At 70.6% G+C, this 11547-nt stretch carries 13 protein-coding genes; 10 read left to right on the plus strand and 3 right to left on the minus strand.

Features of this window, described 5'->3' with window-relative positions:
* Positions 1 to 12: 12 nt before the first annotated feature.
* Positions 13 to 909, minus strand: coding sequence for an HFX_2341 family transcriptional regulator (locus AOZ13_RS11575; protein ID WP_020222355.1), 897 nt, complete (start codon positions 907 to 909; stop codon positions 13 to 15).
* Positions 910 to 1037: 128 nt separating this feature from the next.
* On the opposite strand from AOZ13_RS11575, the gene AOZ13_RS11580 reads away from it, so the two are divergent.
* Together AOZ13_RS11580 and dnaG are read left to right on the plus strand one after the other, a co-directional pair.
* A complete protein-coding gene (locus tag AOZ13_RS11580) occupies positions 1038 to 2456 on the plus strand; it encodes an MFS transporter (RefSeq protein WP_020222356.1) in 1419 nt (472 codons plus the stop codon).
* Positions 2457 to 2533: 77 nt separating this feature from the next.
* On the plus strand, positions 2534 to 3919 hold the full coding sequence (gene dnaG, locus AOZ13_RS11585; RefSeq protein WP_021780658.1) for a DNA primase DnaG: 1386 nt from the start codon (positions 2534 to 2536) through the stop codon (positions 3917 to 3919).
* 24 nt (positions 3920 to 3943) lie between these two features.
* Here dnaG and AOZ13_RS11590 read toward each other — a convergent pair whose 3' ends face one another.
* The gene (locus AOZ13_RS11590) at positions 3944 to 5239 is read right to left on the minus strand and encodes a DUF92 domain-containing protein (protein ID WP_021780659.1); all 1296 of its coding nucleotides are present in this window, start codon (positions 5237 to 5239) and stop codon (positions 3944 to 3946) included.
* Positions 5240 to 5331: 92 nt separating this feature from the next.
* Here AOZ13_RS11590 and AOZ13_RS11595 point away from each other — a divergent pair, with 92 nt between their 5' ends.
* Together AOZ13_RS11595 and AOZ13_RS11600 are read left to right on the plus strand one after the other, a co-directional pair.
* The gene (locus AOZ13_RS11595; protein WP_020222370.1) at positions 5332 to 5940 is read left to right on the plus strand and encodes an undecaprenyl diphosphate synthase family protein; all 609 of its coding nucleotides are present in this window, start codon (positions 5332 to 5334) and stop codon (positions 5938 to 5940) included.
* 128 nt (positions 5941 to 6068) lie between these two features.
* A complete protein-coding gene (locus AOZ13_RS11600) occupies positions 6069 to 6584 on the plus strand; it encodes a hypothetical protein (protein ID WP_020222369.1) in 516 nt (171 codons plus the stop codon).
* A gap of 5 nt (positions 6585 to 6589) precedes the next feature.
* Here the strand turns inward: AOZ13_RS11600 and uppS are convergent, their stop codons facing one another.
* The gene (uppS, locus tag AOZ13_RS11605) at positions 6590 to 7507 is read right to left on the minus strand and encodes a polyprenyl diphosphate synthase (protein ID WP_020222368.1); all 918 of its coding nucleotides are present in this window, start codon (positions 7505 to 7507) and stop codon (positions 6590 to 6592) included.
* 112 nt (positions 7508 to 7619) lie between these two features.
* Between uppS and AOZ13_RS11610 the strand changes: the two genes are divergently transcribed.
* The 6 genes from AOZ13_RS11610 to AOZ13_RS11635 form a co-directional block, all read left to right on the plus strand.
* On the plus strand, positions 7620 to 8045 hold the full coding sequence (locus tag AOZ13_RS11610) for a DUF5778 family protein (protein ID WP_020222367.1): 426 nt from the start codon (positions 7620 to 7622) through the stop codon (positions 8043 to 8045).
* A gap of 106 nt (positions 8046 to 8151) precedes the next feature.
* Positions 8152 to 8817 (plus strand): precorrin-2 dehydrogenase/sirohydrochlorin ferrochelatase family protein, encoded by a 666-nt coding sequence (locus AOZ13_RS11615; RefSeq protein WP_021780660.1) that lies wholly within the window; start codon positions 8152 to 8154, stop codon positions 8815 to 8817.
* On the plus strand, positions 8814 to 10133 hold the full coding sequence (gene hemA / locus AOZ13_RS11620; protein ID WP_021780661.1) for a glutamyl-tRNA reductase: 1320 nt from the start codon (positions 8814 to 8816) through the stop codon (positions 10131 to 10133). The genes AOZ13_RS11615 and hemA overlap by 4 nt, the downstream gene beginning before the upstream one ends.
* 55 nt (positions 10134 to 10188) lie before the next feature.
* Complete coding sequence (locus AOZ13_RS11625; RefSeq protein WP_021780662.1) at positions 10189 to 10464, plus strand: 4a-hydroxytetrahydrobiopterin dehydratase; 276 nt, start codon at positions 10189 to 10191, stop codon at positions 10462 to 10464.
* Positions 10465 to 10836, plus strand: a complete 372-nt coding sequence (gene lwrS, locus AOZ13_RS11630; protein ID WP_020222861.1) for an LWR-salt protein — start codon at positions 10465 to 10467, stop codon at positions 10834 to 10836. It abuts the gene before it with no gap.
* Between the two features lie 34 nt (positions 10837 to 10870).
* A partial coding sequence (locus AOZ13_RS11635) for an HAD family hydrolase (protein WP_049934102.1) occupies positions 10871 to 11547 on the plus strand: 677 nt, incomplete at its 3' end.

The raw sequence follows: 11547 nt of genomic DNA on the forward strand, positions 1-11547 counted from the left end.
CCGGGGAGGATGTCATTCCCCTTCGTTCTCGTGGGCGCGCACCCACAGCTCGCCGATGCGCGAGAGGGAGGTGCGATGTGCGTTCCCGCGCGATTCCTGCTCGACGTACCCCTTCCCCTCGGGACCGAGCCGATCGACGTTGTAGATGACCTTCGACCGGAAGCTGTCGGTGTACTCCTCCCCGAGTTCGCCCGCGAGCGTCTCCGCGAGTTCGCTGACGCTCTCGAACTCGCCGTGGTCGCCGAGCGTGTAGAGGATGAGTTCCTCGAAGGGCTTGACGTTCGAGAAGGACGCGACGGGGAACTCGATGACGTGCCCGCCATCCAGCTCCTTCGCGCCGATTGTGGTGCCGCGCTCGTCGAACTCGTTGAGGAGGTCGCGGGCCGCGGCGGCGCGCTCGGCGGCCCGGTCGGGATCGACGTCCCCGTCGCTCGCGCGCTCCAGCAGGTCGACGGCCTCGCGGAGTTCCTCGGCGAGTTCGGTTTCGAGGTACTTCTCGGGGGCCGTGTAGTAGGTGTGGACGCGGTCGCGGTCGTCCGCGCGCTCGATGACGACGGAGTCGGCCGCGGTCGCGAACGCGAAGCTCACCGTGCGCGGCATCGACGAGATGTTCACCCAGACGTCGCTGTCGTCCCGGTCGAGTTCGTCGCTGATGAGGTCGAACGCCTGCTCGAAGGCCGCGTCGTAGTCGTAGACGTCCGCGACGTCGAGGCGCTCTGTCTCCGCGCCGAGGAGGTTCTCGAAGTCGCGCGCGAGCTTCTCCGCGAGGTTCCGCGAGTACTCGACGTTCGCCTCGCTCCCGACGGCGCCCTCGAGGAGGACGACGCGCTCGACGTTGAGGCGCTCGCGGACGAGCGGCGCGATGAGCCGATCGTAGTCGAAGCCGACCGGCACGACGTGCGTTGCCATATACGGAGCGTGCGTTCGAACGACGGATAAGCGTTACCGACCCCGGACGAAGAGTATTTCTCTTCGCACCGGCAATTCGTTCACCGATCACTCACTATTATCACGTCCTGTCTCCTTGATGGCGGTACATGCCCGATACAGATACGACGTCGGTCTCCGGAGCGCTGGATCGAATCTCGATCAACGCGTTTCACCGACGCCTGCTAGCCGTCTGTGGCACCGCGTGGGCGTTCGACGGGATGGAGGTCATCCTGATCAGTTTCACACTCCCCGTGCTCCTCGACGCGTGGGGCCTTTCCGGGCCGGCGGCGGGTCTCCTCGGCTCCGCGAGCCTCATGGGGATGATCGTCGGCAACTGGGGATGGGGGTACGCCGCGGACCGATACGGCCGCAAGCCCGCCTTCCAGTGGACCGTCCTCACGTACGCCGTCTTCGCGGGGCTTACCGCCCTCGCCGTCGGCTTCTACACCGGCTTCGCGCTGCGTTTTCTGACCGGGGTCGGTCTCGGCGGCGCGCTCGCCGTCGACACCTCGTATCTCTCCGAACACCTCCCGACCGACCGGCGCGGGAGGTATCTGGTGTATCTCGACGCGTTCTGGCCGCTCGGATACGGTTTCGCCGTCGCGATCGCGTGGCTCTTCCTCTCTTACCTCCCGAGCGGGGGGACCGTCTCGATCCCCGTCTTCGGCGCCGTTGCCGGCTGGCGGCTCCTCTTCGTCGCCTCCGCGATCCCCGGTCTCCTCGTCTTCGCCGTCCGATACGGGCTCTCGGAGACGCCGTACTACCTCGCGCGAGCGGGGAAGATCGAGGCCGCGAACGAGCGCCTGCGTGCCATCGCCGCGGAGTCCGGCGAGGAGTACGAGCCGATCACGATCGACGAGGTCGAGTCCCGCGAATCGGCGGGCGTCCGCGATCTCTTCGCCGCGGACCTGCGCGCCCGCACGATCACCATCGCCCTCGCGTGGTTCGCGATCAACTTCGGCTACTACGGCGTGTTCATCTGGCTCCCTCAGACGTTCGGCGCGAGCGGCACCGTCCCCGCGCTCCACCTCGGCGGGGCGACGTTCGGGGGCGTCTACGGCTACTTCCTCCTCATCGCGCTCGTCCAGTTCCCCGGCTACGCGAGCGCCGCCTACCTCGTGGAGCGCGTCGGGCGCAAGCGCACGCTCGGGACGTACCTGCTCGCCTCCGGCGTCTTCACGTTCGTCTTCGCGAGCGCGATGCCCGGCGCGGGCTTCGGACTCGGCGTCTCGGGCTTCTGGCCGTTCTTCGTCGCCCTCCTCGCGTCCTCCTTCTTCACGCTCGGCGCGTGGGGCGCCATCTACGCCTACACGCCCGAACTCTTCCCGACGGAACTGCGCGCCACCGGCAACGGCTTCGCGGGCGGCGTCGGCAAGATCGCCGCCGTCGTCGGACCCGTACTCGCCGGCGCGCTCGTCCCCGCGGGCTACGTGGTCGCGCTCCTCCCCCTCGCCGTCGCCTTCGGTCTCGGCGGCGCGATCGTCCTCGCCTTCGGCGTCGAGACGATGGGGACACCGCTCGGCTGACGGCCGAACGCGGCCGTTTCGCCCAACAGGTATTTGAGTCCGAATAGTGTATCAGGGAGGGACTCCCAGTTCCCCCCATGGAAGACACCGCCAAATACCGCGTTCACGCCGACCTCGTCGCGGACGGGATCGTCGAGCGAAGCGACGTCGTCGGGGCGGTGTTCGGGCAGACCGAGGGCCTGCTCGGCGACGATCTCGACATCCACGCCCTCCAAGACGCCTCGAAGCTCGGCCGTCTCGACGTCGACGTCGAGACCGAGGGCGGACAGGCGTTCGGTCACATCTCCCTCGCCTCGAACCTCGATCGCGTCGAGACGTCCGTGCTCGGCGCGGCGCTCGAGGCCATCGAGCGCGTCGGTCCCTGTCACGCCACCGTCGAGGTCTCGCGCATCGAGGATTGTCGCGCCGCCAAGCGCCGCGAGATCACCGAGCGCGCGAAAGAACTCCTCGCCACCTCCTTCGACGAGGGCGCCATCGACAGCGACGACATCCTCACCGAGGTCCGCGAGTCCGTGCGCGTCGGCGACGTCACCGAATTTCGGGAATTGCCCGCCGGCCCGAACGTCGCGTCGAGCGACGCCGTCGTCGTCGTCGAGGGACGCGCGGACGTCGTCACCCTCCTCAAGTACGGCGTGAAGAACGCCATCGCCGTCGAGGGGACGGACGTTCCGGACGCCGCCGCCGACCTCACCCGCGAGCGCCGCACCACCGCCTTCTTCGACGGCGACCGCGGCGGCGAGCTCGTCCTCGAAGAACTCGAACAGGTCGGCGACGTCGACTACGTCGCCACGCCGCCCGCGGGCGAGTCCGTCGAGGACCTCTCGCGCGCGGCCGTCCACGCCGCCCTCCGCGAGAAACGCCCCTCCGGAGCGAGATCCACGAGTATGAGTGCGGGATCGACCATAGAACCCGACGACGGCGACACCGCGAACGGCGGAACGGACGCGGCGTCCGGCGACGACGCCGCGAGCACGGACGCTGCGACGAATACGGACGACGCTGCGAGTACGGACGACGCCGCGAGTACGGATGATGCCGCGAGTACGGACGACGCGGCCGTCGCCGCGACGGACGGGAGCGCCGTCCCCTCGCCGACGCCGATCGCCGAGACGCGGCCGGACGCGACTCCCGACGCGGACGAGAGCGCCACCGGCGAGGCGGAACCCGCCGACACCGGCCCGTCGTCGACCGCCGAGGCGGCCGACGCGGTCCGCGACACCGACCGGTGTCACTGCTACGTGGCGGGCTTCGAGCGCGTCGCGGACGTCGAGGCGGCGGCCGCCTTCGAGACCCTGCGCGACGTCGAGCCGGTGCCGACGCTCCTCGTCCGCGACGGCCCGATCACCCAGCGCCTCTTCGACGTCGCCGCCCAGCGCGGCGTCGACGCTCTCGTCGGCACCGGGCGCGAGGACGTCGTGAAAGAACCGGTGTCCGTCGCCGTCCACGCCTTCGACGACCTCTAGAACGCGACGGCCGAAACGCGACGGTTAGAACGCGACGACGCCGATAGCGGCGGCGAGGAGCGCGCTCGCGATCCCGCCCGCGATCGTCGCGATCGAGTTGACGGACTGGTTGCCGACGTACGCGCCCTCGATCGTCGCGCCCGCGAGGCTGTCGACCGTCATGCCGACGACGCCGCCGACGAAGACGAGCGCGGCGCCGACGGTGGTGGCGGGGAGGAGTGCGCCGGCGAGGACGGCGACGACGAGCGCGCCGGCGAGTCCCGCGAGTTCGCCCTGCCACGTCACCGCGCCGTCCGTTCCCGGCGGCACCGTTTCGAAGGTCGTGACGAGGTGTGGCGGACCGTAGAGCGTACCGACCTCCGAGGAGAGCGTGTCGGCGAGCGCGGTCGCGATACTGCCGGCGAACGCGAGGACGAACAGGTGCCCGGGGACGGGAAGCGTCGATGCCGCGGCGTAGCCGAGGAGCGCGAGGAGCGCGGCCAGCGAGTTCCCGAGGACGTTACCGCTCCCGCGCGCGCCCTCGTTGTCCTCCGCGACGCCGATGTCCGCCTTCTCCTCGTAGCGGTACTTGGAGGCCAGCCCGCCGACCGCGAAGAACGTCACGAGGACGACGAACCAGCCGTACCCCCCGAGGATGACGGCGAGCACGCCGAGGAAGACGCCGGTGAGCATTCCCGTCACCGAGGCCGCGCCGAGACCGTACGAGAGCCCGCCGAAGACGACGGTGAGGACGACGGCGACGGCGATGCGCGTCCACGACGGCGCGGGCGCGAGCGCGTTCAACAGCCAGCAGAGGAGACCGACGGAGAGCACGACGTACGGGTAGTCCCGCTCCGTGAGCGCCTCGCGGAGGAGACCGGCGAGCAGCGCCGCGCTCACCGCGAGGAAGGCCATCGACGGCGTCGCCGCGGCCGCCACGACGACCTGTCCGAGGAGCGCGCCGACGACGGACGACGCGACGAACCCGACGCTCCCGGCCGCCGCGTGCTCCCTGTATTCGAGGGCGAATCGCCGGCCGAAGTCGCCGTAGCCGACGGCGAGCACCGCGACGACGAAGACGTCGACGCCGACGTCGAACGCGGGGACGAGCACGCCGAGACCGGTCGCGGCGAGCGCGAACCCGAAGAGCGTCCAGAGGCGCTCCGCCTTCTCGTCCCACGGGTAGGCGAACAGCCGGAACGCGGGTCCGTCGGTGACGACGAAGGCGAACGCGGCGACGAGGACGAACGGCGCCGCCGCGAACCGCCCGAGGAGCGGCGCGGCGAGCGCGAACGTCGAGACGAGCGCGTACGCCGCGGCTCGACGGAGCGGAAGGGTCACTACCGGCGGATATCACCGCCGGCGCACTTAAGGGTCCCGAACGGCGGACCCGGACGAGGGGTTTAGGGTCGCTCGGTGCCCATCCTACCCCCGTGGGTCTCTACGACCGCTATCAGTCGTGGCGCGTCCGGCGCGCCGACGCCGACGTCCCCGCGCACGTCGCGCTCGTCATCACCGAGCGCGACCTCCTCGAAGCCGGCGCGTACGACACCTTCGAGCGGTTCCTCGAACTCGCCTTCGAACACGGCGCGACGCGCGTCACCGTCTACGTGAGCGTTCTCGATCGCGCGGTCGTCCCGACGCTCGAACGCGAACTCACGGCGCTGTCCAGCCCCCGAGAGGTCGCCCTCCGAAGCCCCGACGACACCGATCGCGCTGACGCGCCCGTGCAGGTGAGCGTCGGTCTCGGCGGCAAACACGAGTTCGCGGAGGCGACGCGCGCCATCGCGGAGTCCGTCGCGGCCGGCGAGACCACCCCCGACGAGATCGACGAGGCCGCCGTCGAGGACCACCTCGTCTTCCCCGCCGACCCCGACATCGTCATCAAGACCGGCGCCGAACGCCTCTCGGACTTCATGATCTGGCAGTCCGTCTACTCCGAACTCTACTTCACCGACGTCAACTGGCGGGACTTCCGCGCCCGCGACTACCTCCGCGCGATCCGGGAGTATCAGGACCGTCAGCGCCGATTTGGACGATAGGCCAGATCAGGGAGTGGAGCGTTGCGGAACGAGTGAGGTTCGGACGGTGAGCGTCAGCGAAGCGTCCGATCGGGAAGTGGAGCGTCACCTCCACAACGCTCTTGCGTTCGGACGCGAACGCCTAAGCCGTGTTCCCTCCGCCCTCCCGACTCCCGCTCTCGCTGGCGACGACCCTCTCCGGGTCGCTGTCGCGCGCCGTCGGGGCGGTCTTCTTCCTCGGCCTGCTCGCCGCCCTCCTCTACGCGACGCGACCATCGTCAACGGCGGCCGCGCTCGCCCGCGTCCGCTCGGCACCGGTCCGGACGTTCGTCGTCGGTCTCGTCGCGGAGGTCGCGCTCGGCGGTGCGTTGGAAGCCACCACTGATCCGGCCGCCCCGCCGGGACTCTGGATCGTGTTCCTGCTCGCTCTCGTCGCGCTCGCATTTCCCGGTGCGGTCGTCGGCTACGGAGCGATCGCACGGGTCGCGCTCGACCGACTCGGTCTCACGACGTCGCTGCCGATCGCGCTCCTCGCGGGCGTCCTGCTCGCGGCGCTCCTCGCATCGATCCCGGTCTACCGCGGGGCGCTCTCGGGACTGCTCTCGATGTTCGGCGTCGGCGCGATGCTCCTCCCGTACGTCGAGCGCGCTCGGACAGCCCTGTAGCGCCGTCAGTCGGCGCGGGTCTCGCCGTCCGGGTCGACCTCGACGTCCGCGCCGTCGGGGACGTACTCGCGGAGGCGCGCGAGGACGGCGCGGGCCTCTCGCACCTCGACGCTCCCGAAGGCCCGAACGAGCGCGAGCGCGCGCTCGGCCTTCGCGCGCTGCCACGAGGCCTCGCGGGACTCGTAGGTGCGGATGGCGCGCAGGAAGTCGACCTTCGAGAACGCCGGCCAGTAGGGCGCACAGAAGAAGACGGCGGCCTCGTTGCCGTTCGCGTGCCACGGCAGGAAGTTCGAGGTGCGCTCGTCGCCGCCGGTGCGGACGATGAGGTCCACGTCGCGGACGGGATCGTCGTGGAGACGCGACTCGATCTCGGGGACGTCCACGTCTTCGGGGGCGAGATCGCCGGCATCGACGGCGCGGGCGACGTCGCGCGCGGCGCCGAGGAGTTCCGCGCGGCCGCCGTAGGCGAGCGCGACGTTCAGAGTGAAGCCGGTGTACCCCGCCGTTCTGCGCTCGGCGTAATCGACGGCGTCGCGGACGCGCTCGGGGAGCTGATGGGTCTCGCCGATGGCGCGGATGCATACCCCCTGATCGTGGACGCGATCGGCGTCCGCGAACTCGCGGAGCTTCGTCTCCAAGAGGTCGAACAGCCGATCGCGTTCCTCGGGGGGGCGCTCGAAGTTCTCCGTCGAGAAGGCGTACAGGGTGAGTTCCTCGACGCCGAGTTCGGCGCACCAGTCGAGGACGCGTTCGGTGGTCTCCGCGCCCGCGCGGTGGCCCGCGCTCGGGTCGTCGCCGCGCTCGCGGGCGTACCGGCGGTTCCCGTCCTGAATGACCGCGACGTGCGTCGGCGCGCCCGAGAGTTCGTGGCGGAGGACGCGCTCGTAGGCGGCGTCGAACCGGCGGCGGAACCACCCTCGCATATGCGAGGCGTTACACATCGGCCGGCAAGAGCCTTGCCCTCCCCGGCTCGTTCTCCGTCGGCGGATCCGCGGACCGTGAGTCCTTTAGCCCGCTCTCGCGTGTCATCGGGATATGACCGAGACGGCGAACGCGGACCTCTATCGGCGCGCGGTGGATCTGTTGAAACCCGGTGACATCACGCTCCACGGGGCGGTCGTCCACACCGACCTCGGGAGCGACGCGGAGAGCCTGCTCCACCAGCTCACGCTCGAAGCCGGGGACGTCGTCGCCGAGCACGCCGGAATCGACGCGACGGACACCTACGTCTACTCGGGCAACGACGACGACCGCTTCGGCGTGAATCAACATCAGGGGCGCACCGTCGCGGACGACGAGTTCGTCTGGGAGTGCCAACAGCTCTTGCGCGAGAACACGTACGACCTCGTGCTCTACTGGGAGGCGGGCGACGACCTCGACACCGTCGTCGCGGACCTCGAAACCCTCGACGACACCGCGTCGGTCGTCGGCGTCACCGAGGACGGCTGGCGCTCGGAGTGAGGCGTATGCGAACTCGTCGCCGACGGAGGGCGGTGTACGAATCGGGCCCGGACGGGCGTGCTCGCGGGCGCCACCGCGCGCGCGAACCGGAGCGAGGCACGCGCTCGTGATCCCGCTCGCGTTCGACTTCGCCGGCGAGTCGGTGCTCGTCGTCGGCGGCGGGTCGGTCGGCGCGCGCAAGGCCCGGCGCTTCGCCCGCGAGGCCCGCGTCGTCGTCGTCAGCCCGTCGTTCGCGGACGCGGACTTCGGCGGCGCCGCGTTAGTGCGCGCGGCGGGCGACGCGGCGACGCTCCGCGAGTTCGTCGCGCGCCTCGATCCCGCCCTCGTCGTCGCGGCGACGGACGACGCGGGGACGAACGACGCGGCGGCCGCGGTAGCCCGATCTGCGGGCGCGCTCGTGAACCGGGCGGATCACGCGGGCGAGCGGGCGTTCGACGACGTCGCCGTCCCCGCGACGGTCCGCGACGACCCGGTGACGGTCGCGGTGTCGACGGGGGGATCGAGTCCCGCGCTCGCGAAACACCTCCGGGAGCGCATCGAGGAGACGATCGCCGGCGCGGGAGCGATGGCGTCACTCTCCGCGGGGCTTCGCGGGGACCTGCGCGAGGCCGGCGTCCCCCCCGAACGGCGGCGCGACGCGGTCCGCGCCGTCGTGCGGTCGGAACCGGTTTGGAAGGCTTTACGTAGTACAGACTCCAAGGACGACCAAGCGGTCGGCGACGCCGTCGCGCGGATCGTGGCGGACGTCGTCGACACGGAGCACACAACGTGAACCGGAACACGAGTGTCGTCTCGGGCGTTCGCGTCGCCCATCCCGAGGCGGCCGTCGAGGACATCGAGGACGCCCGTGCGGAGAGCACCGCGGCGCTGCTCGACGCGCTCCACGCGCAGGGGGGCGTCGAGGAGGCGTACGCGCTCCAGACGTGCAACCGCGTGGAAGCGTACGTCGTCACCGCTGACCCCGAGACGGGTCGGCGCGCGCTCGACGCCGTCGGTCTCGGCGACCACTCGGCGGCCGTCGCGAGCGGCCACGAGGAGAGCCTCCGACACCTGATGCGCGTCGCGGCCGGGCTGGAGTCGCTCGTCCTCGGCGAGGACCAGATCCTCGGGCAGGTGCGACGCGCCTACGAGACGGCGGTCGATGCGGGCGATATCGGTCCCGTCCTCGAGGAGGCCGTGACGAAGGCCATCCACGTCGGCGAGCGCGCGCGCAACGAGACGGCGATCAACGAGGGCGTCGTCAGTCTCGGGAGCGCCGCCGTCCGCCTCGCGGACGCGGAACTCGATCTCACGGACGCGACGGCGCTCGTCGTCGGCGCGGGCGAGATGGGATCGCTCGCCGCGAAGGCGTTCGACGCCGCGGGCGTCGACTCCGTCGTCGTCGCCAACCGGACGCTCGAACACGCCGAGTGGGTGCTCGCGGACCTCGACACCGGGGGCCGCGCGGTCGGTCTCGACGCCCTGCCGCGCGTGCTGGCCGACGCGGACGTCGCCGTCGTCGCCACCGGGAGCGACGATCCGGTCGTCACGCCCGCGATCGCGCGCGACGCCGGTGAGACCCTCTACGTCGACCTCGGCCAGCCCCGCGACGTCGCGTCCGGCGTCGACGAGCGCCCGAGCGCCGACGTCTACGATCTCGACGATCTGGAGGACGTCACGGCGGAGACGCGCGAGCGCCGGCAGACCGCCGCGATCGCCGTCGAATCCATCATCGACGAGGAGTTCGAGCGCCTGCTCTCGCAGTACAAGCGCAAGCGCGCGGACGCCGTCATCGCCCAGATGTACGAGAGCGCGGAGCGGACGAAGGACCGCGAGGTCGCCACGGCGCTCTCGCGTCTCGACGCCGCCGCGGACGACGGCGTGAGCGAGGCCGAGCGCGAGGTCGTCGAGTCGCTCGCGGACGCGCTCGTCTCGCAGCTCCTCGCCGCGCCCACGCGGAGCCTCCGGGAGGCCGCCGGCGAGGACGACTGGGAGACCATCGCGACCGCCATCCGGCTCTTCGACCCCGATTTCGACGGGACCGAATCCCCGCTCGGCGGTGACGTTGCTGCGCCGCGCTTCGCCGCCGTCGAGTCCGAGGACGACTGACTGGTCGTCGAATCGGGCCCCCACGGTTTTGAGCCTCGCCGGCGTTCGACCGTCCATGGCCGAGACACTCACCGACGACGAGATCGAGGAGCGACTGCCGCCCGAGTGGGCGCACGAGGGCGACGAGATCGTGCGAACGTACGAGTTCGACGACTACCTCGAAGGCGTGGCGTTCGCGAGCGAGATCGGCGAGCTCGCCGACGAGGCGTTCCACCATCCGACGATCGTCATCGAGTACGACGCCGTGGACGTGCGCTTCACGAGCCACGAGGCGGGCGGTGTCACCGAGCAGGACCTCGAACTCGCCGCGGAGTGCGACGCCCTCCGATAGATGGGGGGGCGCTACGTCTTCGCGGTCCGCTTCCGCCTCGAACCCGCGCGCGACGTGACCGTCGAACCGAACGAGTTCGAGACGCGCCTCTCTCGCGAGGCCGAGGAGCCGGGCGAGGAGGGATGGCGGTTCTTCCGCGACAACCTCTGGCGGGGCGAACTCGCGGACGGGGCGCACTTTCGCGATCTCACCGAGGACGCCCTCGACGTCACCGTTCTGAGCGTCGAGTACCGCGCGTTCGAGATGGACGAGGCATACAGAGAAACGTTCCGGGAGGCGATCGCGGCCGACCTCGACGCGTTCCGCGCGGACACCGTCGACGAGGTCGTGAACAAGTATCTCGGGAGCAGCCTCGAGGTCGAATCGGAGTAAACGACTTCCCGATCGAGACCCTTCGGTCACTCGAATGCAGACGCGTCCGGTCTACGACTACTGGCTGCTCGACCTCGACGGGACGCTCGTCGACACGGAGTGGGCGTACGTTCGCGAGACCTTCGATCGCGTGGAGGACCGCCTCGGCGTCGCGTTCAGCGATCGGCAGGCCGAGGTGCTCTGGCACGGTCTCGGCGGGGATCGGAACGTCCATCTCCGCGAGTGGGGGTACGATCCCGCCGACTTCTGGCCGGTCTTCGACGAGATCGACGACGCGACGGCGCGCGCGGAGGCGACGTACCTCTACGACGACGCGGCGTTCGTCGCCGACCTCGACGGGCCGGTCGGTCTCGTCACGCACTGTCCGGCGCCGATCACGGACGTCGTCCTCGACGAACTCGATCTCCGGGGCTGGTTCGACGTCGTCCTCCCCTGCGACGAGGAGACGGGGTTCAAACCCGATCCCGACCCGCTCCACCGTGCGCGCGCCGACCTCGGCGTCCCCGACGACGCGCGCGGCGTCTACGCGGGCGACGGCACGAGCGATATCGACGCGGCCGCGAACGCCGGTCTCGACTCCATTCACGTCGAACGCCACGACCCGCACCGGCGCGGGGTCTGCGTGCTCGGTGATCACCGGGTGGAGTCGTTCGACGAGCTCGTGGTCCGACGCGAGAGGGATCGCGGAACGGTGAACGCGAGCGAACGCGA

The organism is Halarchaeum acidiphilum MH1-52-1, from assembly GCF_000474235.1.
In the GTDB taxonomy this organism is placed as follows: domain Archaea; phylum Halobacteriota; class Halobacteria; order Halobacteriales; family Halobacteriaceae; genus Halarchaeum; species Halarchaeum acidiphilum.

What these genes read in the sequence shown, in the direction of transcription:
- dnaG (WP_021780658.1), top strand. Translation starts at nt 2,534, where the DNA reads ATGGAAGACACCGCCAAATACCGCGTTCACGCCGACCTCGTCGCGGAC.
- lwrS (WP_020222861.1), top strand. Translation starts at nt 10,465, where the DNA reads ATGGGGGGGCGCTACGTCTTCGCGGTCCGCTTCCGCCTCGAACCCGCG.
- uppS (WP_020222368.1), bottom strand. Translation starts at nt 7,507, where the DNA reads ATGCGAGGGTGGTTCCGCCGCCGGTTCGACGCCGCCTACGAGCGCGTC.
- AOZ13_RS11580 (WP_020222356.1), top strand. Translation starts at nt 1,038, where the DNA reads ATGCCCGATACAGATACGACGTCGGTCTCCGGAGCGCTGGATCGAATC.
- AOZ13_RS11625 (WP_021780662.1), top strand. Translation starts at nt 10,189, where the DNA reads ATGGCCGAGACACTCACCGACGACGAGATCGAGGAGCGACTGCCGCCC.
- AOZ13_RS11610 (WP_020222367.1), top strand. Translation starts at nt 7,620, where the DNA reads ATGACCGAGACGGCGAACGCGGACCTCTATCGGCGCGCGGTGGATCTG.
- AOZ13_RS11575 (WP_020222355.1), bottom strand. Translation starts at nt 909, where the DNA reads ATGGCAACGCACGTCGTGCCGGTCGGCTTCGACTACGATCGGCTCATC.